We start from the raw sequence: 21,262 nt of genomic DNA, 5'->3' as shown, positions 1-21,262 counted from the left end.
GGAACCATGATTAGCATCTCATTTTCTCTTCCGGAGGCGAATTCGCCTTGGCGAAAGACATGGGAGGATGCCAAGCAAGGTGATGCTGCGCGTATCGCGGAGATCGATCTCCGATACAAGTATTTTGGTGTCAATGTCGAGATGATCGTAGGCGACGTGGAGGTGATCTCGAAGAAAAGGGTCATCACGCTGGTAGACGTAGCTTTGTCGCTCATGCATGTGGAGAAGCGGATCCTGTCGGGGGAGGATGCGGCATTTGGCTTCACGGAGAGTGAGGAGGTTGTCCAGCTGCGGCGTGACGGCGACCGAATTGTCGTGACGTCCTCGACGCGAGCATTTCGAACTACTGTCGAACGCGGGGAGTTGGCGAATGCTTGCTCAAGGTTCTGTCGAAATGCATACTCTTGCCTGGTGGATGAGTTGCCTGCGCTGGTTGACAATTCGACAGTTCAATTAATGCTGCCAAAATAGTCTGGATCTGCTCTCGTCGTGTGAGCCACGGTGTCGATGTCGCGAGTTGCCCCGTACCTTGGCGGAAGGTAACTGGTCAGGTTGCCGTCTGGTGATTATGCGTTTGCGGGCAGTCAGCGTCGGCCTTCGGCGAGCATGACGAGGGATTCGAAGAAGTGTGTGCCATGTTTGGCGGCGGTGGATAGGTAGCTGCGGATCGCGCAGAACTGCCGGGCGCCGGTGAGGGTGCGGAGGCAGCCGGACACTTTCTGCCGGAGTTTGATCATGCAAATGTCGCGTTCGGATCCGTTGTTGTCTGGTGGTATTCGCCAGTCCTGGGTGAAGCGGAGGTAGTCGTCTTGCCGGTCGAGCAGTCGGTGGGCGAGCGCGTTGTGTGTCTTCTCCTGTTTGGTGGCGCGGCCGGCGGTCTGGGTGTAGCCGATCTGCGCGGCCGAGTGGTAGAGCCCGGCCTGGGTGCCGAGGATGTCGGGGTCGATGGTGTCGGCGTCGGCTTCGATCGCGTCGTTGACGAGTTTCTGCATCGCGACGAGCGCGTCTGCGGCTTGGGTGGCCCAGCACCAGTCCGCCTCCGGATCGGCGGCGTCGGAGACGGCCTGGAGTTCCCGCAGGACGTGCGCGCAACACAACTGGTGGTCGGCGTCGGTGTAGGTGTCGTAGGGTGCCCACGCGTCGTGGACCGCCACCCGCGGAAGCGGGTGAGGACACCGGCATCGTCGATACCGTCCTGGCCGCGTCCACGGTGGCAGGTGATCAGGGTGTATTTGTTGGTGCGGGCGCAATGCACCCAGTGCAGTTTGTCGGCCACGCGCAGACCGGTCTCGTCGAACCCGGCCTCCTCCGATCCGGCGATCCGATCACCCACGATATCGAGGAACTCGCCCAACCCGGAGGCCGCCCGCTTCGTCATGGTCGCCACGGTGCCTTCAGAGACCGGGATGCCGAACAACTCGGCCAAGGCCTGTGCGGTGCGTTTTTTGGACAGGAACTGCCCGACATACAGGTAGAGGATGATCGCGGTGATCCGCGGCCCATACTGCACCGGCGCTGTCACACCTTTCGGCGGCACACCACAGGTCGTGGTTCCGCACCGGCAGCGGCGCGCGATGAGCTGATGTTCGGTCACCCGCACCGTGATCGGCGGCAGGTCGAACACCTGGCGGCGCTCAATCCCGACCTCGGGCGCGTCCGCGAGGTCCGCACCACAACCCCCACACGGGCCGGGCTCATGTCGCTTCCACTCGTTCGGGTTATCAACCAGCGCCAACGTCGATCCTGGATGGCCAGGCTGCCCGCCTGGCCTCTTCCCGCTCTTGCCACGCAACGACTTCAGCCTTCGCGACGCGCACGGAACGAAAGTCGATGTTGTAGCGGTCGACAAGTACAGTCGGCAACAGCAAGTTCACAACCTTACGATTGCTGACATCCACACCTACTATGTTTTGGTAGGCGGCGCCACTGTTCTGGTTCACAACTGTAACGGGCCAGTTGCGATCGCCGAAGTTAGACTGGACACGCATATTTTGCCGCTTCACGGTTATGGCTCACCTGCGAAGGGGACGAAGTTTCGTGACGGAATTGAACCGGAGGAACTTGAAGGTATTGCCAACGAAGTTGTGAGAGGATCGCCAGTTCCGAGCGAAATCGACACTGTTACGGGAAATCATGCACACGATTACGACTTTGGGCCCGGAAGGGTCATGGGTGACAAAGGGTCGACGCGGGTTCGAGTGTGGGTGACGCCTGAGGGTATGGTATCGACAATGCATCCACTATAAACGGAGGTTATGATTTGGTTTCAATAGCCTACCGCCTCGAGAGCGGGCCGAACCCTGTCGGGTGGGAGTACATTCGTGATCCGCGTGAGGCGAGTCGTGGTGACCTCCTCTGGTACTTCTTTTTGGGTGACGTACAGATGAGAGTGGGGCAGGTAAAGTTCGTCACGGAATTTGCCTGGGTGCCTGTTGTGCACTTCGCGCTCTCGATCGTAACGATTGTCGATGAGCTGCCTGACAACGTACCACGCGGTTCGCGCTACAATTTTACGGAGTCCGGTGACTCAATGCTCTTTGTCCGGAATGAACAGAGTGTAGATATCAGTTGGACCGTAGGGCCGCAGGTTGCGACCTGTCGAATCGACCAGTTCGCTCAGGCGGCCGGCGAGTTTGCAACGAGGGTGATCGCTGATCTCGATAGAGATTACCCTGGGTTTCGAAGTCATCCGGTGGCGATCGAGGTGCTGGACAAGGCTACTGGTCCCTAGTTTGTGCAGATGTCTCAGAGTTATTTTATCGTTATAAAGTCGATCAGATGTTCGGTCGGGTATAGAGTCGCCTGACGCGATGTGACTTCGGTGCTGCAAGCACTCTACGAATTCGCGGGGTGAAGCGGTCATGGTTTCGTTTGTGTGAGCGAGCCGCGAGGGCCTTGGTGATTTTCGGGCCGGAAGGGTTTCCTGACCATTTGGACGCAACTACGGCATCAAAGTCCTGATGGCCGACGGCACCACCAAACCGATCGAAGACATCAACGTCGGCGACCAGGTCCTGGCCACCGAGCCCGTCAGCGGAGAATCCGCCGCGAAGACCGTGGTCGGCACCATCACAACACAAGGCCAGAAAGACCTTGTGAGCTCACCATCGACACCGACGGCCCAGCCGGAGACAAGACCAGCACGATCGTCGCCACCGCGACGCACCCATTCTGGGCGGCGGAGAAGAAGCAGTGGCTAGCAGCCTCGGCCGTGCACACAGGTGAGGGTCTGGCTGACACTCGGGGGGCAACGGTCGACGTCGTGGCCGTTGGCCGTGTACAGCCAGACGCGAAGGGTTCACAACCTCACGGTCGCCGACATCCACACGTACTATGTGCTGGCGAGGGCCACTCCGGTACTCGTTCACAATTCTAATTGCTGGCGGACCTACGACGCTGCCGATATCGCTCGGGGCCATGCGGACAGAAAGCATGCATCGGAATTCCCGGGAATGTCTGCCAGTGATCTTGAGGAGCACGTCAAGGGTGTGATAAGAAACCCCCTTCGCGCGAAGGACCTCAACAACAATCGGAAGGCATATCTAGGCCAGGATGGCGAGACTATCGTGATCCATGACCCTATGCATGGCGACGGTGGAACCGTCTTTTGGCGCGGGGCAGATACGGTGGATGAATATTGGAACAACGAGCTGAACTGAGAGGCCCAAGCAATGACTAAGAAGTCAGCGGAGCAGTTGCTGCTCACGGACGAAGAGGTTCGACTGCTTCGTAAGGGCTTGATGGAATGGAGCGGCCCCGCTCGCTGCACTGAGGAGTTCGCCATCGCAATGGGGTTCGTCAGTGCGACAGACTTGCCCAAACAATGCGTTAAGATCCGATCCGCTCTCGTTGCAGGGGAGCCACTTGAACCGATGGACTGGGCGCGGACACTCCTTGCGACAGAGATTGCCTTTGCCAGTGACGTGGTCGGTTCAGGATATGAGTGGTCGACCACGACAGGTTGGTCTGACGAAGTGACAGTCAAGACACTGCGAGCCATTCAGCGGAAGTTGGTGCGAGTGGTGGCCCCGCTTGTCGGAAATGGCCTGGGGGTGCGACCCTCGGAGTTCTGAGAAGAGTCCTCGGCAGTAGCCACCACGCTACAGTCGAAAGAGCGTTGTAGGTAACTTCTCGAATTGCCGATCACGTCCAATGTGCTGACGGGGCAGACTCCGGTACTGGTCCATAATGCAAACTGTATTGCAGGAACCGGCAGTTCAACCATGCTTGGGACCAGCATTCACATGGAGGGGTCTACGATAACGCTGGGAAGGTGGAGAATGTATTTGCCGTTGGCATCGACCGGGCCCGATTCCGGGGGATGGTGGATGAGGCGATCAAGAATGGGACGCAGGTTCCTAGGTCTAAGTCCGACCCGCGCGGCGGGTGTTATGTCGACTACGATTTCGGTGATATGGAAATCGGTGCGATGGGCCAGAATGGCATGAGAATCATCGTCGATGATGGAGGGAACTTCGTCACCGCAATGCCGAGATTCATGTACTAGGAGTCGAAATGATCTCGTTTACATTCATGCCTCGCATCGACGACCCATCCTGGGATGCCAAGGGCCTGTCGGGGCTGTCCTTCCGCCTGCTAACGGCCGATGACTTGACTTTTCATTACTTCAGTTCCGACGTGGTGATCGGTGATGGGTGTAACGAGGTGCCATTGAGGACGCCTGGCCTCCCCGTCGTGGACTTTGTCCTGATGGTTGTTCAACTGTGCCGCGAAGTCGTATCGTCCGGTGAATCGGTTGTGGAGTCTTCGCAAACTCAAGACTCAATTATGGCTACGAGAGTCGGGGACGTGGTGGAGCTCTCCTATAGCTTTTCTAGTTCGGTTTCATCGGTCTCTCTGTACGACTTGAAGGAAGCTCCAAGCATGGCAGTTCGGTCAGCTCTTGACGTGCTTTTTTCCGCTCATGCCGACTTGAGGTTTAATAGGTTTCTCGTCGAACTTGCCGATCTCGTCCGATGCGGATGATCGGATTTATTGTATTGTAGAAGAATGGGAAAGAAGCGCGTGATCTCTGAGCTTGTTGTTTAAGTGCGCCACGAGCGCGGAAGGTGAGGTCGGATAGGTAGGTGACCTTGCTGGATGTGGTGCTGTGCAGGAGATGAAGGTTTGTGGCCCTTCGGAGCCGTCCTGCGGGGGAGGCTTCAAACCACCTCAAGCTGCGTTGGCTGAAGACCGTCGTGGTGAGCGTTGAGGAGAAGGCACGCCGTGGAGCGTGTCGGGTGGGGACCGGGAAGGCGAGCGCGAGCGAACCGCTGTTGACGTGTCGAAACAAGCAGCTGACATCAGAACCGGGGCGGTTAAATGGCGCCGGGATGAGCCTGGCGGGTGCCCGTTGATTGGCCAGGCGGTGTCCGGCATGGAGGCGGCGCGATTCCGGTCTGCGGCTTCTGCATGGAACGTGGGAAGGCGGATGTCGACACGGCTGCCAGCCCTCAAGAGGGCTGGTGGCGAGAGGGACCGGCCAGCACCTCCTGGGACATATCCCGGGCGATGCGTAGCCGCACCAGGTTCTCCGGTAGTGCCGACCGCGACATCAGACCTCCTGGCCTCGCTCGCACATCGCCGTGACGCCGGCTTCGGCGGCCTTGATCGCCGCGCCGAGGCGCGCAGCGAGGATCGGTTTCACCCGCTCCAGCATCGTCCGCAGGTCGCACAGCTCGGCGGCGGCGATCTCCGCGCTGAGCACCAGGCGCCCAACATCAGAGGGATCGATCGATCCACCGTCGAAGATGAACGCGAGTCTTTCGGGCAACGTGTCATTGTCGGCCGGCACGTGGTCGATCAGGAGCAGCCGGCCCCGCGGGCGCACCAGTCCGATCTCCTCGTGCACTTCGCGGACGGCGGTGGTCCAGGGCGCTTCGCCGTCTTCGACCACGCCTCCGGGGATTTCCCATCCGGCCTTGTACGAGGGCTCGACCAGCAGGACCCGTCCGTGGTCGTCCCGGATCAACACTCCGGCCGACACGCTCTTGCGCGGTAGCTGGGCCACGTACTCGTCGTAGGGCAACAGGTGCAGTTCGGCCACAGTTCGTGACTTTCTGTTGGGGGCCCTGGGCATTCCGAGGCTACCTCGACGCGCCTCCACCAGCGTGTACTCGTCAGGCCGCGATCGTCTGCAGTCGCTCGACTAGCTGGGACAGGCGGTCGTGCTCGCCTTGCAGCGCGCTCACCCGCTGTCGCACCCGTGCCGCGGCGTCGTGCCTGCCGTTCGCCTCGTAGCACTCGGCGAGGTCGATGCCGTAGCCGATGGCGAACGCCATGGCGGACAGCAGCGCGAGGGTCGACCCCAGCAGGGTCGCGGCCGCCGCCGGGGTCAGCGCGCCGACCGAGCCGACCTCCATGATCCCGGACGCCGCGATGCCGACCCCGCCCGCGGCACCCGCGAGCGTGCACCCGGTCAGGTTCACCCACTGCTTGAAACAGGCCATGTCACTCGCCCCTCACGCCACCGGCTCGTCGTTCTCGGTCGGCACGTCCTCCTGGCTGATCCCCACGACGTTGATCAGCCAGTCCTCCATGTCGTTGGCGTTGGCGAGTGCCATCAGCTCGGGGTAGTACTCCCCGAAGTTGGCCATCTCCGCGCGTAGGTCGTCCGGCAGCGCCACCGGCGCGTCCGGGTCCCCCGCGTCGCCCGCGGGCTGCCACTGGGTGCCGTCCCACCGCCACTGGCCGTCGTCGGACAGCTGCCCGACCTCGGTCGTGCCGGGGTCGTAGCTGGCCTGCGGCCCCGACTCGACCGGCTGCCAGTCGGCGCCGTCCCACCACCACTGCCCGTCGTCGGACAGCGGCGCGTCGGCTGGTTGCTCGGCCATCGCCACCTCCTGCTGGTCCGGCGTCCACATTGCCGGGTCGGCAGGAGGTGGCACATGGCCTAGCGTGCGTGCGGACGGACCTGCCGGGCCGCCCCAAAAGGGCTACGCGGTCAGCTTCGGAATGATCTCCGATCCGTATGCGGCCAGGGTCTGCTCCTTCTGGTCGTGCATGAGGTACAGCGAGAACTGGTCCACGCCCAGTTCCGCCAGCTCGTTCAGGCGGTCCACGTGTGCCGACGGGGGCCCCACGAGGCAGAAGCGGTCGACGATCGAGTCGGGGACGAAGTCCGTCGACGGGTTGCCCGCCTTGCCGTGGTGCGCGTAGTCGTAGCCTTCGCGGCCCTTGATGTAGTCGGTCAGCTCATGCGGCACCGGTCCCGACTCGCCGTAGCGGGCCACCAGGTCCGCGACGTGGTTGCCGACCATGCCGCCGAACCACCGCAACTGGTCGCGCTGGTGCGCCACGTCATCGCCGACGTACGCGGGCGCCGCCACGCACATCGTGATGCCGCCGGGATCCCGCCCCGCGGCCCTGGCCGCGGCGCGAACGGAGTCGATCGTCCACCGCGTGATCGCGGGGTCGGCCGTCTGCAGGATGAAACCGTCCGCGTGCTCGCCGACCAGCTGGAGTGCCTTCGGCCCGTACGCGGCCATCCAGACTTCCAGCCGACCGTCCCGTACCCACGGAATCCGTACCGGTGCGCCATGAAGTGAAACCTCCCGTCCTTCCGCGAGATCGCGGATCGCGTGGATGGAATCACGCAGCACCGACAACGACGCCGGCTTCTGCCCGATGACCCGTCGCGCGGAGTCACCACGGCCGATGCCGCACACCGTTCGGTTGCCGTACATGTCGTTCAAGGTTGCGAACAGTGACGCGGTGACCGACCAGTCGCGAGTGGACGGGTTGGTCACCATCGGCCCTACGACCAGGCGTTCGGTCGCAGCGAGAATCTGTGAGTAGATGACGAACGGTTCCTGCCACAACACGACCGAGTCAAATGTCCACCCGTACGTGAAACCTTGCTGCTCGGCCGAAACCATCAGGTCCACGACCGCCGACGCTGGCGGGTCCGTCTGCAGCACCACACCGAAGTCCATGCCGAACCCCAATCAGACTAGATACTGCGACAGCTCGCGCGACAGGAACTTCCCGTGGCCCTCCGACCCGTGGAACTCCCCGCCGTCGATCACCACCGAGCCCCGCGACAGCACGGTCGACACACCACCGGTGATCGACATGCCCTCGTAGGCCGAGTAGTCCACCGCCATGTGATGGGTGTCCACGCCGAGCGTGTGCTGCTTGACCGGGTCGTACACCACGATGTCCGCGTCCGCGCCCGCCGCGATCACGCCCTTGCGCGGGTACAGCCCGAACATCCGCGCCGGCGTCGCCGACGACACCTCGACCCACCGCCGCAGCGACAGCTCACCGGCCACGACACCCTGGTGCAGCAGGTCCATCCGGTGCTCGACGCCGGGAATCCCGTTGGGGATCTTGGAGAAGTCCCCGCGGCCCAGCTCCTTCTGGTCCTTGAAGCAGAACGGGCAGTGGTCGGTCGACACCACCGACAGGTCGTTGGTCCGCAGGCCGCGCCACAGGTCGGCCTGGTGCTCCTTGGGCCGCAGCGGCGGCGACGCCACGTACTTCGACCCCTCGAAGTCCGGCTTGGCCAGGTCCTCGATGGACAGGTACAGGTACTGCGGGCACGTCTCCGCGAACACGTTCTGGCCGGTGTTCCTCGCCTCCGCCACCGCCGCGAGGGCCTGCGACGCCGACAGGTGCACGATGTAGAGCGGCGCGCCGGTGACCTTCGCGAGCTGGATGGCCCGCGACGTCGCCTCGCCCTCCAGCTCCGGCGGCCTGGTCAGGCCGTGCTCCACCGGGTCCGTCCGGCCGGACGCGATGGCCTGCGCCACCAGCTCGTCGATCGCGATGCCGTTCTCCGCGTGCATCATGATCATCGACCCGGTCTCGGTCGCCTTCTGCATCGCACGCAGGATCTCGCCGTCGGTCGCGTAGAACACGCCAGGGTAGGCCATGAACATCTTGAAGCTGTTCACGCCAGCGTCGATGCAGCTCTCCATCTCCTTCAACGACTGGTCGTTGACGTCGGAGACGATCATGTGGAAGCCGTAGTCGATGGCGCAGTGCCCGTCGGCCTTCTCGTGCCACTTGTCCAGCGTCGACAGCAGCGAGGTGCCCTTGGCCTGCACGGCGAAGTCGATGATCGTCGTCGTGCCGCCCCACGCGGCCGCCCGGGTGCCGGTGAAGAACGTGTCCGCCGAGAACGTCCCGCCGAACGGCATCTCCATGTGCGTGTGCGCGTCGATCCCGCCCGGCAGCACGTACTTCCCGTCGGCCTCGATGATCGAGTCGGCCTCGGTGAACACACCCGGTGCGGTGACGGCGACGATCTTCTCGCCGTCCACCAGCACGTCCGCCGAGAGCACGCCGTCCGCGTTGACGACCGTCCCGTTCCTGATCAGGGTCCGCGTCATCGTCACGCCCCGGTCAGCGAGTCGTACGTGTCCGGGCGGCGGTCGCGATAGAACTGCCACAGGTCGCGCACCTCGGTCAGCTTGCCCATGTCGAGGTCACGCACGATGACCTCTTCCTCGCTGTCCGACGCCGCGCCGTCCACGAGCTGGCCACGCGGGTCCGCGAAGTACGACTGTCCGTAGAAGTCGTTGTCGCCCAGCGGTTCCACGCCCACCCGGTTGATGGCACCAACGTAGTACTCGTTCGCCACCGCCGCGGCGGGCTGCTCCAGCCGCCACAGGTACTCCGACAGCCCGCGCGAGGTCGCCGACGGGTTGAACACGATCCGCGCGCCACCGAGGCCGAGCGCGCGCCAGCCCTCCGGGAAGTGCCGCTCGTAGCAGATGTACACGCCGATCTTGCCGACCGCGGTGTCGAAGACCGGGTAGCCGAGGTTGCCCGGCCGGAAGTAGAACTTCTCCCAGAACCCCTTGACCTGCGGAATGTGGTTCTTGCGATGCTTGCCGAGGTAGGTCCCGTCGGCGTCGATCACGGCCGCGGTGTTGTAGTAGACACCCGGCTGCTCCTGCTCGTACATCGGCACGACCAGCACGACGTTGTGCTGGTCGGCCAGCTCGCACATGAGCTGTGTGGTCGGCCCGTCCGGGATCTGCTCGGTGTAGGAGTAGTAGTCGGCGTCCTGCACCTGGCAGAAGTACGGCCCGTAGAACAGCTCCTGCAGGCACACCACCTGCGCGCCCTGCGACGCGGCGGTACCGATGTGGGTGACCGCGTTCGCGATCATCGACTCCTTGTCACCGGTCCAGCGCTGCTGAACCAGTGCCGCCCTGACGATCTCAGACAACTGCCTCTCCTTCCGTCACCGGCTCGGGTGCCGGTGAACTATCCCGCGACTGTTGCGATGCCGACCGAGCGGTCAGCAGCAGGTACACGACCGATGCTGCCACCAATCCGACGACCCAGCTGTAGTTGTACAAATCCTTCAAGAACGGGATCAGGCCGTCCACCGGGAACGGGTTGCCCGACGCGCTGTGCGCGCCGCCGACCGCCAGCAGCGCGCCGACCAGCGTCGCGACCAGGGCGGGGATGTTCCACCCGCCGGTGAACCAGTACCGGCCGCGCTTGGTGTAGAGGTCCTCCAACGCGAGGTTGGTGCGGGCCCGCAGCCAGTACCCGGAGACCAGGACGCCCGCGACCGCGCCGAGCACGCCGCCGTAGAACCCGAGCCATCCGTTGATGTAGACGTCCGCGTTGGCGAGCAGCCGCCACGGCTGGATGACGATGCCGATGACACCGGTGATCAGCCCGCCGAGCGCGAAGGTGATCTTCTTCGGGAACGCGTTCGAGAAGTCGTACGACGGACTCACGACGTTCGCCGCCAGGTTCGCCGAGATCGTCGCGAGCACCAGCGCGACCAGCGCCACCACCACGACCACCGGGGAGGAGAAGCGGGCCGCGAGTGTCGCAGGGTCCCAGATCACCTCGCCGAACAGCACCGCGCCGCCCGAGGTGGTCAGGATCGCGACGATCGCGATGAAGGTCATCGTGGTCGGCAGGCCGAGGATCTGCCCGCGGACCTGCTTGCGCTGGGAGCCACCGAACCGGGTGAAGTCCGGCATGTTCAGCGACAGCGTCGCCCAGAACGCGATCATGCCCATCAGCGACGGCGCGAACACCTGCCAGAAGTCGGCGCCCCAGCCAAGCCGCGATGGCTGCGACAGGATCGGCCCGAGGCCACCCGCCTTGACCAGCACGTACGCCAGCAGGATCAGGAAACCGACGGTCACCAGGGGCGCCGTCCAGTTCTCGAACCTGCGTACCGCCTCCATGCCCCGCCAGATGATCAGCATCTGGATCACCCAGAACACGGCGAAGGAGATCCACAGCGTGATCGGCTGCCCGCCGACCACCGACGCGCCTGTCCAGCCGTCCCCGGTGAGCTTGCCGACGATCACGTAGATCGCCTGACCACCCACCCAGGTCTGGATGCCGAACCACCCGCAGGCGATGAACGCCCGGAGCAGGGCCGCCAGGTTGGCCCCGCGCACGCCGTAGAACGCCCGCGCGAACACCGGGAACGGGATGCCGTAGCGGGTGCCAGCGTGGCTGTTCAGCAGCATCGGGACGAGCACGATGATGTTGCCGAGCGTGATGGTGAGCAGCGCCTGCGCCCAGTCCATGCCGAGCGCGATGAGCCCGGAGGCCAGCAGGTAGCTGGGGATGTTGTGGGCCATGCCCATCCACAGCGCGAAGTAGTTGTACGTGGTCCAGTTGCGCTCCGCCACCGGCACTGGGGCGAGTTCGGGGTTGTAGAAGGGACTGTCCGCGATGGCCGAGTGGTCCGCCAGGTCGACCCGGCCGTCAGGGCTGGTGGTCGTGAGTGCCATCTTGGGATCGTGGGGCGCGACGATCTCCCGAGGCAGTGTCACTGTGTACACCGTTGGCGCGGTCGGTGCGCACTTTGACAGTTGCGGCGCGCGGAGACTGCCCCAAAGGCCGCACCGATGCTCGGTTCACGCGCCCGGGTCAGGCCCCACTCTGGTGGGCATGGGCAGTCAGCGGGAACTTCTCGATCTCCCCGAGTACGCCGAGCTCGCCAACAAGCTCGGCATCGGGCTGACGGACCTGCTCGACGCCAGGAACTCCACCGCCGTCACCGTCGTCAACCGGACGCGGCACGCGCTGTTGTTCATCGAGGAGGTGCGCGAGGGCCCTGGGGACTGGACCCGGCCAGGCAAGGACGGCAGCGGCTCGCTGAAGATCCTGCCGCCGAACCGGATCGAGCCGGGTGCGACCGGCACGTTCCTGTCAGGAGAGACGCCCAACTCGATCCTCACCGGTGACGAGGGCTGGTGCCGCTTCGCCATCGGCGCGCCCGAGCAGGCACACGTCCTCCTGTACTGGAACAACCCGGCCGTCGGCGACAACACCGGCGACGTGCGGATCGCGTTCCCGTCCGGACGGGCCCGGCCCGACGGCCCGGTCGTCGGCTTCAGGGCCACCGTGGCGTTCGCACACACCGGGTCGGTCATGTCGCCGTACGAGTTCGTGGTGCTGGAGGAGGACTTCCCGTCGTGGCGCCCGGTGCCCGTGCGGAAGCACCGCCCGTGATCGACGAGCCCAGCACCCACGTCGAGGAGGGCGCGGGGGCCCGGTGGGTCACCGAGGTCGAGAACGCGATGTACCTGGAGGAACAGGACTTCCTGTCGCTCGCCGCGTACAACGCCGGCAGTGTCCCGATCGGTGACGGCGAGTTCCAGGCGACCGCCGACCTCACCCCGGTCGTTGGCGGGCCAGGAGTCCGGTTGCACCTGGTGAGCTACTCGCAGGCGGGCGGACCCGTCCCGGTGCACACGTTGTTCGGGTTCGGCGTCGCGAACCTGCGCCGGTATCTGAGTCCCGGCGAGTACACGATCCACGCGTGGCTGCCCGCCGAGCTGGGCGGCGGCGACGTCCACACGCGGGTGACTATCTGAGCGAGGCCGTGTAGCGGACGAGCCCCTCGAGGTCGGGCTCGTCCGCCGTCGGCTGCAGGATCACCGAGTTCGCCCCGGCTTGCGCGAGCCGTTCGACCATCACGGGGATGTCGTCGTTCGCGACGCCGAACTCGGTCGTCTTCTCGCGGTCGATGCGCTCCCGCGCGCCGTCCCCGATGGCGGCCCGGACGTAGGCGGTGATCGGGGTGTCCCCGACCAGCTCCCGCGCCCTGCGCACCCCGTCCACCCCGGCGCGGGCCTCGATCACCACGCCGTCGGCAAGCTCCCCGCACAGCGCGACCGACTTCGGGCCGATCGCGCCCGCCCAGATCGGCGCGGGTGCGGGCCACTCCAGCTGGACGTCCTTCAGCGTCACGTACCGGCCGTCGAGCGTGACCTTCTCACCGTCGAGCAGCCGCCGCAGCGCGGTCAGGTACTCGCGCAGCAACGTCAGCGGCGACTCGGCCCGCGCCCCGGCCCGCCCCATCCAGTCCTGCGCGCCGTGTCCCCACGCGATCATCGACCGGCCGGGGAACAGCCGCTCGATGGTCGCGACCTCCATCGCGGACAGTGCGACGTTGCGGAGCGGTACCGGCAGCAGGCCGATGCCGATCCGTACGTTCTCAGTCCACGCGAGCGCGGCCGCTGCGGGGGCGATGCCGCTCTCGAAGAAGCAGTCCTCCCAGAGCCACAGCTCGTCGAGCCCTGCCTCGTCCGCGGTCCTGATCACCGACTCGAACCGTTCGGGTGGGAACTGCGGCCGCAACACGAACCCGAGAGTGGTCATGGTGATGTCATACCAGGAACGGGAGTCACAGCTGGTTGAGCAGCCACTTCGGACCGAGGGTCTGTGCGCCTTCGGCAGCACAACGTCCTTTCAGCTCCCGGTCGGCGGTCACCACGTAGATCTCGACGTCCGGTGCGGCGAGCCGCCGCACGGTCTCGACGATCGTGTCGTCGCCGTCGTGCTCGGCGCGGACGGTCCGCACGCGCTCGGTGCCGCCGACCTCCTTCGCCTTGCCCTCCACGATCATGACGAGTTCGGGGAACGCAACGTCGAACGGTGCGAGCGGCACGCCGTCGAGGTTGCCGACCTGGTCGCGCAGGCGGGTCGCCGCGCCGTGCCGGTCACGCCACCAGCCGTCGTTGCGTGAGCCCATGACGTTCGCGGTGTCGACGATGAGGACGGTCCTGCGCATCGCCTTGCGCGTCGTCGGCCATGAGGCGGCGAACGGGGGGAAGAGGTCCATGGTCTCGACCTCGTCGGCGGGCACCCAGCGGGCGTCCTTGGACTCCCAGTCACCCGGTGCGACCGCGGGCCGCTCCGCGACGTCGCCGACGACCGTGTCGTAGTGCCAGCCGCCGTGGTCCTCGCGCACGACGCCGTGGACAGCCACCATGCCGACGTCCAGAGTGGACTCCTCGGCGGTCTCGCGGAGCGCGGCGGCGACCGACGCCTCGTCGCGGTCCCGCGCGCCGCCGAACAGGCCCCAGGTCTCCGGGCCGAGCGACAGCGCGGACCGCTGCTGGAGCAGCACCGCGCCGTCGTGGTGGACGAGCAGCCCGGCGGCGCCGAACCTGCCCCAGTGCCGGTGGCCGAGTCCACAGTGGATGAAGGCGTCGCCGTCCCGCAACATACTGTTCATGGTACGTAGGCCACCTCTGGTCAGAAATATATAGACTGGTCTATTCTAGCGCGATGGCAGACACCAAGGGGGCCCGGACCAGTGCACGGCTGGTCGAGTCGATGCTGGAGCTGATCCAGACCCACGGCTACAGCGGCACCGGGCTCAACACCGTGGTGGGGCACGCGAACGCTCCCAAGGGGTCGCTCTACTTCCACTTCCCCGGCGGCAAGGAGGCGCTGGGGGAGAAGGCCATCGAGCTGGCCGCCGACCGGTTCCGCACGATGGTCCCGGCCGAGGGGTCGCCCGCCGAGGTGGTCGGCCGCGTGCTGACCGCGCTGGCACGGCTGATCGAGGAACACGACTACCAGCTGGGCTGCCCGGTCTCGGTGGTCACGCTCGAGATGGGCGGGCAGAGCGACCGGTTGCGCACCGCTTGCGCGAACGCGTTCGAGTCGTGGGTCGCGCCACTGGCCGCGCACCTCGTCGCGTACGGCCGCGAGCCCTCGGCCGCCCGCTCGCTCGCGACCGCCACGGTCAGCATGGTCGAGGGCGCGGTGATCATGGCACGCGCCCAGCGGTCGGTGACCCCGCTGCGCTGCGCGGCCGACACCCTGAGGCCGCTGCTTGGTTAGTTAGTCCGCCTCCCCGGAGTTAACCAATCTCGTGTACCAGTAGTGCGACGTGCAGGGACAGCACCGAGTCGGGGTCGTCGAGGGAGACACCCAGCACCTGCTCCACCCGCGCCAGCTGCTGGTAGTACGCGGTGCGGGACATGTGCGCCGCCGAAGCGGCGGCCGACTTGTTGCCGCCGTGCGCACAGAAGTGCCGCAACGCCTCCACCAGGCGGCTGCTGTGGGTGGCGTCGCGGCTCAGCAGCGGGCCCAGCTCGCGGGCGGCGAAGGCGGTGACCCGGTCGTCGTCGGCGAGCAGGTGCAGCAGGCCGCGCAGCCGCACGTCGTCCAGCCGGTGGTACTGCCGGTCGTCCGGGGTGCGCAGCGATGCCTTCGCGACGTGGGCCGCCTCGATGAGGGTGCGGCGGGCGTCCGCGGTCTCCTCGACCGTGGTGCCGACCGCGACGATCACCGGCAGCGCCTTGGGCGCACTGGCCGCCGCCTGGTGGATCTCCTTGGACAGTCTGTGCAGCACGGCCTCCGCGTCGGCCTGTGGAGTCAGCGACAGCAGCGCCCGCACGCTGATGTCGTCCACCACCCCCACCAGCGCGGACACCCTGGCCCGCCGCGCGGCGAGCGCCGTCGCCTCCGCCAGGTCGCGCAGCACCTCCTGCGTCGCCATCGAGGGGCGGGCGGCGGCCCCGGTCATCGCGGACGGGCGCACCGACACCCCCAGCAGCTGGCGGCGGTGCAGCGGCACACCGAGCGCGCTCGCCCGTGCCGCGATGTCCGCGGCGGACGTCGTCGAACCCAGCAGCTCGGTCAGCAGCGTCCGGTGCGCGTGCCGTTCCAGGCTCTCCCGGTCCCTGGCCACCAGCCGGTGCACGGCCAGCGCCGACGCCGCCCGCTCGGCGATGACCACCTGCCGGTGCGCTGGCTCCGCCGGGCACACCAGCACGAGCCTGCCCCAGTCGTTGCCGCGCGCGCCGACCACGGTGACCAGCCAGCCCGCCGCAGCCTGGTAGCTGGTGCGGGAGTCGACGGTGACCGCCGTCGAGCGGGCCGCCCAGTCCGCGACCAGCTCACGCGGGTCGGTGCCCGCCGCGTCGTAGGCCAGCACGTCGTGGCCCAGCGTCTCCAGCACCACCGGCAGCCCCGACGCCCTCGCCACCTCCCGCAGCACCTCGGCGGGCTCGGCGCCGGCCACGGTCAGCGCCGTGAACGTCTCGTGCACGCGTTCCGCCGCCCGCAGCTCCGCCACCTGAGCGGCCACGATCAGCCCAACGACCGCCTCCGTCACCGCGACGAACCGCGTCTCGCGGGACAGCGTGATCAGCGGCAGCTCGTGCGCGTCGGCCGCCTCGACCAGCGCGGCGGGCAGCTCGCGGTGCCAGTGCCGGACCAGCTCCACCACCACGCCGACCACGCCGGCCGCGGCCAGCTCGTCGACGTACTTCGTCAGCGCGTCCGGGTCGTCGGGGAGGGCGATGCCGGTGGTGAGCACCAGCTCACCGCCGCCGAGCAGGGGTGCGATGTCCGCGATCTCGGCGATGTGCACCCAGCGGACCTTCCGGTCGAGCCCGTCGGCGCCCGCGACCACCGTCGCCATGCCCTGCCGGATCACCGGGAGGGCCAGCACGTCCGCGACGGTCGGGTACATGCACGCACACTGTACGGGTGGGCAGCGGTCCGCGATACACACTGTCCATGGCGTGGCGTGGGGTCGCATCGGCACACTCGACGACATGGACAGTCTGATCGACCGCCATCGCGCCGTGCTCCCGAACTGGCTCGCGCTGTACTACTCCGACCCGTTGGAGATCGTGCACGCCCACGGGCGGCGGGTGACCGACTCGAACGGCAAGACCTACCTCGACTTCTTCGCGGGCATCCTCACCAACGCGCTCGGCTACGACGTGGCCGAGGTCAGCGACGCGGTCCGCAAACAGCTCGACACCGGCATCCTGCACACGTCGACGCTGTACCTCATCCGCAGCCAGGTCGAGCTGGCCGAGGAGATCGCGCGCCTGTCCGGCATCCCCGACGCCAAGGTGTTCTTCACCAACTCCGGCACCGAGGCCAACGAGACCGCGCTGATGCTCGCCACGCAGTACCGGCGAAGCAACCAGGTACTGGCGATGCGGAACTCCTACCACGGGCGTGCCTTCGCGACCGTGGGCATCACGGGCAACCGCGGCTGGTCGGCTTCTTCACTTTCACCGGTCCGGGTGTCCTATGTGCACGGAGGGTATCCGTACCGGAGCCCGTTCCGAGGGCTGTCGGAAGCCGACTACATCAAGGCGTGTGTCGAGGACCTGTGTGACGTGCTCCAGACCGCGACCTCCGGCGACGTCGCGTGCCTGATCGCCGAGCCGATCCAGGGCGTCGGCGGGTTCGCCACCCCGCCGGACGGGCTGTTCGGCGCGTTCGCGGAGGTCCTCGCCGAGCACGGGATCCTGTTCATCTCCGACGAGGTGCAGACCGGCTGGGGGCGGACAGGAGAGCACTTCTGGGGCATCGAGGCGCATGGCGTGACGCCCGACATCATCACCTTCGCCAAGGGGCTCGGCAACGGGCTCGCCATCGGCGGCCTCGTCGCGCGCGGCGAGGTCATGGACTGCCTCGGCGCCAACTCGATCTCCACGTTCGGGGGTAACCCGGTCGCGACGGTTGGTGCACGGGCTGTGCTCGACTACGTCCGCGACCATGACCTCCAGGCCAATGCCGCCGCCCTCGGTGACCGGTTGTTGTCGGGGCTGCGCGATATAGCTGTGGCGAACCCGGTCGTCGGGGACGTGCGAGGCAAGGGGCTGATGGTGGGCGTGGAGTTCGTCGAGCCGGGCGGCATGACGCCCGCGCCAGCCGTGGCCACGAGCGTGCTCGAGGAGACCAGGGCGCGCGGGCTGCTCGTCGGCAAGGGCGGTCTGCACAACAACGTCATCCGGCTGGCACCGCCGATGACGCTGACGGGTGACGAACTGGACGAGGCGCTGGCGATCCTGCGGGACGCGATCGCCGCATCGGGAGGAGACCGCTGATGGTTGCGACGATCACGCACTGGATCGACGGCAAACCGTGGTCCGGTGTGGCCGCGCGCCGGGGCGAGGTGTGGAACCCGGCGACCGGCGAGGTCACCGGGCACGTCGACTACGCGTCGCAGGCGGAGGTCGACGCCGCGGTCGCGGCGGCGGCGCGTGCGCTGCCCAAGTGGCGGGACACCTCACTCGCCGCGCGGTCGAAGGTGCTGTTCGCGTTCCGCGAGCTGCTGAACGAGCACAAGGACGAGCTGGCCGCCATCGTCACCGCCGAGCACGGCAAGGTGCTCGACGACGCGGCGGGCGAGGTGGGCCGCGCGCTGGAGAACGTCGAGTTCGCGTGCGGTGTGCCAGCCCTGCTCAAGGGCGGGTTCAGCGAGAACGCGTCCACGCGGGTCGACGTGTACTCGATGCGGCAGCCGCTGGGTGTGGTCGGCGTGATCTCGCCGTTCAACTTCCCGGCGATGGTGCCGCTGTGGTTCGTGCCCAACGCGATCGCGTGCGGCAACACGGTGGTGCTCAAACCGTCGGAGAAGGACCCCTCGGCGGCCAACTTCATCGCCGGGCTGTGGACACGGGCCGGGCTGCCCGACGGCGTGCTCAACGTGCTGCACGGCGACAAGCCCGCGGTCGACGGGCTGCTGACCCACCCGGACGTGCGGGGCATCTCGTTCGTGGGTTCCACGCCGATCGCGCGGTACGTGTACGAGACGGGCACGAGCCACGGCAAGCGCGTGCAGGCGCTCGGCGGCGCGAAGAACCACATGGTCGTGCTGCCGGACGCGGACCTGGACCTTGCCGCCGACGCGGCGGTGTCCGCGGGCTTCGGGTCGGCGGGCGAGCGGTGCATGGCCGTGTCCGTCGTGGTCGCGGTCGACCCGGTCGGCGACGAGCTGATCGACCGCATCGTGTCCCGGATGGCCGCGCTGCAGGTCGGCGACGGCAGCAAACCGGGCTCCCAGATGGGCCCGCTGGTCACGGCCGCGCACCGCGACAAGGTCACCTCCTACCTGGACGCCGGCGTCGGCGAGGGTGCCGAGCTGGTGGTCGACGGGCGCGCCCACGCGATCGACGGCGGTTCGGCAGGCTTCTGGCTGGGCCCGACCCTGTTCGACCACGTGCGCAGGGACATGTCGCTGTATCGCGACGAGATCTTCGGGCCGGTGCTGTCGGTCGTCCGCGCCGACACCTACGAGTCGGCGGTCGAGCTGATCAACGGCAACCGGTACGGCAACGGCACGGCGATCTTCACCAACGACGGTGGCGCGGCCCGGCGGTTCCAGAACGAGGTCGAGGTGGGGATGGTGGGCGTGAACGTCCCGATCCCGGTTCCTGTCGGCTACTACTCGTTCGGCGGCTGGAAGGACTCGCTGTTCGGCGACACCCACGCCTACGGCCCCGATGGCCTGCACTTCTACACGAGGTCGAAGGTCGTCACGTCCCGCTGGCTCGACCCCTCCCACGGGGGTGTGAACCTGGGCTTCCCCCGCAACGACTGACCAAGTTGATCGAAGCGGAACCACAGCGCCGCGTCCACCGTCATAATGCCCGGGAGTACGGCCTGGTCACAGGCGGTAAACTCAGGCCAACCAAGGTGAGCATGGACGAGGGGCGTGGTGGGCGTGCCTGACGGTGCGAACACGGACAACACAGAGAACACGGAACCGGAACAGGACCCGGGCACGGCTGCCGAGCAGGTGAACCAGGAGATCGCCTCCACAGAGGTGCTGACCTGGTGGCGATCACTGTTCGGGTTCGGTGGCCCCCCGCAGCCGCACGAGTCGGGCGGCGGCGGGGCCGGCGGACAGTTCATGTTCGCGAACCTCGAGGAGCTTGACGCCGTCATCGCCAAGTGGGAAGAGGAACGCGACGGCATCCTGGCCGACCGTCAGGCGATCCACGAGGCCTTGGACGGCATCGCGGAGCCCGCCGGGGACACGATGAGCCAGTTCCAGGCGAACGCGTCGCGGGACTCACTGTCCAACATGTTCCAGCACAACAACGCGATGCTCCGGTACGCCGAGAACTACATCGAGAAGCTGTACGAGAGCCGTGAGCAGATCGCGGTCATGGAGGACGGTGCGCGCGACCAGATGCGCAGCGTTCGCGGCAGCGAGGCCTGACGAGGGGAGGGGATTCGGGCATGGGCTTTTGGGACAACCTCAACCTGTTCGGTATGAACGGCTCGGAGATCTACCACAACTTCCGTGGTGGTACCGGCGACAACGGTGCCGGCCTGTACGGCGCGGCGTTCCGCGTGGAACTGCTCATCAAGAACTACAACGAGCGGACCAAGTCGATCACCGCGTTGACCACGCAGATGGAAGGCGCCTGGGAGGGCGACGCCGGTGGCGCCGCCCGGCGCGGCGCGGGTCCGCTCGCGGTCGAGCACGGCCTCGCGCAGGACGGCATGATGACCGCGCACAACACGCTGAACAGCCAGTTCGACGCGTTCCGGAACGCGCAGCGCACCGTCACCGAGGTCCCGCCGACGCCGGACAAGCCGAGCGCGTGGGACAACCTGACGAGTCTCGGCGGCGCGAACCGCAACTACGAGAACCAGATGACGCAGGTCAACTCGGCCAACGACCACAACGTCCAGATCATGGAGGCGTACGAGGGCGAGTCCGAGTCCAACGCCTCGGCGATGCCGACCACCTACGGCCGGATCACCGACGACTACTCGGCCGTCGGCGTCGAGCGCCCGGTCCCGCCAACCCCGCCGGTGCCGTACGAGCCACCGCCCGGTTCGGGCCGTGACCCCGGCGGCAGCAACACGCCAGGCAGCGGCAACTACCACGTGCCTGGCTCGAACGACTCGAACGGTTCGAACAACAACAACTCGAACAACAACCACAACTCGACCACCCCGAACCAGACGAACCCGAGCGACTTCCGGCCCCCGCCGACGCTGGATCCGCCCCGTGGACTGCCGCCGGGCCAGAACCCCGGCCAGAACCCGAACCACCCCAACTTCCCCGGCATGATGCCGCCCGCGGCGACCTTCGGCCCGAACGGTGGCGGCGGTGGCGGTACTGGTGGCGGCCGTGGCTTCGGTCCCGGTGGCGGCCGCGGCTTCGGCCCTGGCGGCAGCGGTGGCATGGGCGGTCCGGGGTCGGGCGGCGGTGCCGGTTCCGGCGGTCCCGGCTCCGGTGCACGTGGCCTCGGTTCCGGCT

At 66.7% G+C, this 21,262-nt stretch carries 23 protein-coding genes and 1 pseudogene; 11 read left to right on the top strand and 13 right to left on the bottom strand.

Annotation, left to right across the window (positions count from 1 at the left end):
* Positions 1–6 precede the first annotated feature (6 nt).
* Positions 7–471: a hypothetical protein gene (locus WBA97_RS35340; protein WP_424235357.1), complete on the top strand. Its 465-nt coding sequence runs from the start codon at positions 7–9 to the stop codon at positions 469–471.
* A 113-nt stretch (positions 472–584) separates the two neighbouring features.
* On the opposite strand, the gene WBA97_RS35335 is transcribed toward WBA97_RS35340, so the two are convergent.
* From WBA97_RS35335 to WBA97_RS35325, 3 genes and pseudogenes are all read right to left on the bottom strand, one after another.
* The gene (locus tag WBA97_RS35335) at positions 585–1,154 is read right to left on the bottom strand and encodes an IS66 family transposase (protein ID WP_424235356.1); all 570 of its coding nucleotides are present in this window, start codon (positions 1,152–1,154) and stop codon (positions 585–587) included.
* Between the two features lie 35 nt (positions 1,155–1,189).
* Positions 1,190–1,735 (bottom strand): annotated as a pseudogene (locus WBA97_RS35330) (IS66 family transposase); the annotation flags it as partial.
* A complete protein-coding gene (locus WBA97_RS35325; protein ID WP_424235355.1) occupies positions 1,722–2,003 on the bottom strand; it encodes a hypothetical protein in 282 nt (93 codons plus the stop codon). The gene WBA97_RS35325 and the pseudogene WBA97_RS35330, both read right to left, overlap by 14 nt.
* Before the next feature lie 380 nt (positions 2,004–2,383).
* Between WBA97_RS35325 and WBA97_RS35320 the strand changes: the two genes are divergently transcribed.
* The 3 genes from WBA97_RS35320 (at position 2,384) to WBA97_RS35310 (ending at position 4,986) form a co-directional block, all read left to right on the top strand.
* Positions 2,384–2,731, top strand: coding sequence for a hypothetical protein (locus tag WBA97_RS35320; protein ID WP_424235354.1), 348 nt, complete (start codon positions 2,384–2,386; stop codon positions 2,729–2,731).
* 1,542 nt (positions 2,732–4,273) lie between these two features.
* Positions 4,274–4,507 (top strand): hypothetical protein, encoded by a 234-nt coding sequence (locus WBA97_RS35315; protein ID WP_424235353.1) that lies wholly within the window; start codon positions 4,274–4,276, stop codon positions 4,505–4,507.
* Between the two features lie 8 nt (positions 4,508–4,515).
* Positions 4,516–4,986 carry a hypothetical protein gene (locus tag WBA97_RS35310; RefSeq protein WP_424235352.1) on the top strand — a complete coding sequence of 157 codons (471 nt, stop codon included), beginning with the start codon at positions 4,516–4,518 and terminating at the stop codon, positions 4,984–4,986.
* Positions 4,987–5,554: 568 nt separating this feature from the next.
* Here the strand turns inward: WBA97_RS35310 and WBA97_RS35305 are convergent.
* The 7 genes from WBA97_RS35305 to WBA97_RS35275 form a co-directional block, all read right to left on the bottom strand.
* Entirely contained in the window at positions 5,555–6,046 is a 492-nt protein-coding gene (locus WBA97_RS35305; RefSeq protein ID WP_424235351.1) for an NUDIX domain-containing protein, read from the bottom strand.
* A 73-nt stretch (positions 6,047–6,119) separates the two neighbouring features.
* Entirely contained in the window at positions 6,120–6,449 is a 330-nt protein-coding gene (locus tag WBA97_RS35300; protein ID WP_424235350.1) for a hypothetical protein, read from the bottom strand.
* Between the two features lie 12 nt (positions 6,450–6,461).
* A complete protein-coding gene (locus tag WBA97_RS35295; protein WP_424235349.1) occupies positions 6,462–6,833 on the bottom strand; it encodes a hypothetical protein in 372 nt (123 codons plus the stop codon).
* Positions 6,834–6,935: 102 nt separating this feature from the next.
* The gene (locus tag WBA97_RS35290) at positions 6,936–7,934 is read right to left on the bottom strand and encodes a TIGR03842 family LLM class F420-dependent oxidoreductase (RefSeq protein WP_424235348.1); all 999 of its coding nucleotides are present in this window, start codon (positions 7,932–7,934) and stop codon (positions 6,936–6,938) included.
* Between the two features lie 12 nt (positions 7,935–7,946).
* Entirely contained in the window at positions 7,947–9,335 is a 1,389-nt protein-coding gene (gene hydA, locus WBA97_RS35285; protein WP_424235347.1) for a dihydropyrimidinase, read from the bottom strand.
* Between the two features lie 2 nt (positions 9,336–9,337).
* Complete coding sequence (locus WBA97_RS35280; protein WP_424235346.1) at positions 9,338–10,180, bottom strand: nitrilase-related carbon-nitrogen hydrolase; 843 nt, start codon at positions 10,178–10,180, stop codon at positions 9,338–9,340.
* A complete protein-coding gene (locus tag WBA97_RS35275; protein ID WP_424235345.1) occupies positions 10,173–11,723 on the bottom strand; it encodes an NCS1 family nucleobase:cation symporter-1 in 1,551 nt (516 codons plus the stop codon). Before WBA97_RS35275 ends, WBA97_RS35280 begins: the two co-directional genes overlap by 8 nt.
* Before the next feature lie 160 nt (positions 11,724–11,883).
* Here WBA97_RS35275 and WBA97_RS35270 point away from each other — a divergent pair, with 160 nt between their 5' ends.
* Positions 11,884–12,447, top strand: coding sequence for a hypothetical protein (locus WBA97_RS35270; RefSeq protein WP_424235344.1), 564 nt, complete (start codon positions 11,884–11,886; stop codon positions 12,445–12,447).
* Positions 12,444–12,812 (top strand): hypothetical protein, encoded by a 369-nt coding sequence (locus WBA97_RS35265; RefSeq protein ID WP_424235343.1) that lies wholly within the window; start codon positions 12,444–12,446, stop codon positions 12,810–12,812. Before WBA97_RS35270 ends, WBA97_RS35265 begins: the two co-directional genes overlap by 4 nt.
* Here WBA97_RS35265 and WBA97_RS35260 read toward each other — a convergent pair.
* Both WBA97_RS35260 and WBA97_RS35255 read right to left on the bottom strand, forming a co-directional pair.
* Entirely contained in the window at positions 12,805–13,599 is a 795-nt protein-coding gene (locus WBA97_RS35260) for an LLM class flavin-dependent oxidoreductase (protein WP_424235342.1), read from the bottom strand. The genes WBA97_RS35265 and WBA97_RS35260 overlap by 8 nt on opposite strands.
* Positions 13,600–13,624: 25 nt before the next feature.
* Positions 13,625–14,458: an NUDIX domain-containing protein gene (locus WBA97_RS35255; protein ID WP_424235341.1), complete on the bottom strand. Its 834-nt coding sequence runs from the start codon at positions 14,456–14,458 to the stop codon at positions 13,625–13,627.
* 53 nt (positions 14,459–14,511) lie between these two features.
* On the opposite strand from WBA97_RS35255, the gene WBA97_RS35250 reads away from it, so the two are divergent.
* Positions 14,512–15,072, top strand: coding sequence for a TetR/AcrR family transcriptional regulator (locus WBA97_RS35250; RefSeq protein ID WP_424235340.1), 561 nt, complete (start codon positions 14,512–14,514; stop codon positions 15,070–15,072).
* Between the two features lie 19 nt (positions 15,073–15,091).
* On the opposite strand, the gene WBA97_RS35245 is transcribed toward WBA97_RS35250, so the two are convergent.
* Positions 15,092–16,711, bottom strand: coding sequence for a PucR family transcriptional regulator (locus WBA97_RS35245; RefSeq protein ID WP_424235339.1), 1,620 nt, complete (start codon positions 16,709–16,711; stop codon positions 15,092–15,094).
* A gap of 85 nt (positions 16,712–16,796) precedes the next feature.
* Between WBA97_RS35245 and WBA97_RS35240 the strand changes: the two genes are divergently transcribed.
* The 4 genes from WBA97_RS35240 to WBA97_RS35225 form a co-directional block, all read left to right on the top strand.
* Positions 16,797–18,089 (top strand): aspartate aminotransferase family protein, encoded by a 1,293-nt coding sequence (locus WBA97_RS35240; RefSeq protein WP_424235338.1) that lies wholly within the window; start codon positions 16,797–16,799, stop codon positions 18,087–18,089.
* On the top strand, positions 18,089–19,585 hold the full coding sequence (locus tag WBA97_RS35235) for a CoA-acylating methylmalonate-semialdehyde dehydrogenase (RefSeq protein ID WP_424235337.1): 1,497 nt from the start codon (positions 18,089–18,091) through the stop codon (positions 19,583–19,585). Before WBA97_RS35240 ends, WBA97_RS35235 begins: the two co-directional genes overlap by 1 nt.
* Positions 19,586–19,708: 123 nt before the next feature.
* A complete protein-coding gene (locus WBA97_RS35230; protein WP_424235336.1) occupies positions 19,709–20,209 on the top strand; it encodes a hypothetical protein in 501 nt (166 codons plus the stop codon).
* Between the two features lie 20 nt (positions 20,210–20,229).
* Positions 20,230–21,262, top strand: a 1,033-nt coding sequence (locus tag WBA97_RS35225) for a hypothetical protein (RefSeq protein ID WP_424235335.1), incomplete at its 3' end; no start/stop codon positions are given.

This window comes from Actinophytocola sp. (assembly GCF_049647105.1).
Classification (GTDB): Bacteria; Actinomycetota; Actinomycetes; order Mycobacteriales; family Pseudonocardiaceae; genus Actinophytocola.
The sequence above is the reverse complement of the archived record's forward strand: the minus strand, read 5'-3'. Positions and strand labels throughout refer to the sequence as shown.

Excerpts from the sequence above, each read along its gene's own strand:
- WBA97_RS35340 (WP_424235357.1), top strand. The coding sequence starts at position 7 with ATGATTAGCATCTCATTTTCTCTTCCGGAGGCGAATTCGCCTTGGCGA.
- WBA97_RS35320 (WP_424235354.1), top strand. The coding sequence starts at position 2,384 with ATGAGAGTGGGGCAGGTAAAGTTCGTCACGGAATTTGCCTGGGTGCCT.
- WBA97_RS35310 (WP_424235352.1), top strand. The coding sequence starts at position 4,516 with ATGATCTCGTTTACATTCATGCCTCGCATCGACGACCCATCCTGGGAT.
- WBA97_RS35300 (WP_424235350.1), bottom strand. The coding sequence starts at position 6,449 with ATGGCCTGTTTCAAGCAGTGGGTGAACCTGACCGGGTGCACGCTCGCG.
- WBA97_RS35295 (WP_424235349.1), bottom strand. The coding sequence starts at position 6,833 with ATGGCCGAGCAACCAGCCGACGCGCCGCTGTCCGACGACGGGCAGTGG.
- WBA97_RS35290 (WP_424235348.1), bottom strand. The coding sequence starts at position 7,934 with ATGGACTTCGGTGTGGTGCTGCAGACGGACCCGCCAGCGTCGGCGGTC.
- hydA (WP_424235347.1), bottom strand. The coding sequence starts at position 9,335 with ATGACGCGGACCCTGATCAGGAACGGGACGGTCGTCAACGCGGACGGC.
- WBA97_RS35275 (WP_424235345.1), bottom strand. The coding sequence starts at position 11,723 with ATGGCACTCACGACCACCAGCCCTGACGGCCGGGTCGACCTGGCGGAC.
- WBA97_RS35270 (WP_424235344.1), top strand. The coding sequence starts at position 11,884 with ATGGGCAGTCAGCGGGAACTTCTCGATCTCCCCGAGTACGCCGAGCTC.
- WBA97_RS35260 (WP_424235342.1), bottom strand. The coding sequence starts at position 13,599 with ATGACCACTCTCGGGTTCGTGTTGCGGCCGCAGTTCCCACCCGAACGG.
- WBA97_RS35255 (WP_424235341.1), bottom strand. The coding sequence starts at position 14,458 with ATGAACAGTATGTTGCGGGACGGCGACGCCTTCATCCACTGTGGACTC.
- WBA97_RS35250 (WP_424235340.1), top strand. The coding sequence starts at position 14,512 with ATGGCAGACACCAAGGGGGCCCGGACCAGTGCACGGCTGGTCGAGTCG.
- WBA97_RS35245 (WP_424235339.1), bottom strand. The coding sequence starts at position 16,711 with ATGTACCCGACCGTCGCGGACGTGCTGGCCCTCCCGGTGATCCGGCAG.
- WBA97_RS35240 (WP_424235338.1), top strand. The coding sequence starts at position 16,797 with ATGGACAGTCTGATCGACCGCCATCGCGCCGTGCTCCCGAACTGGCTC.
- WBA97_RS35235 (WP_424235337.1), top strand. The coding sequence starts at position 18,089 with ATGGTTGCGACGATCACGCACTGGATCGACGGCAAACCGTGGTCCGGT.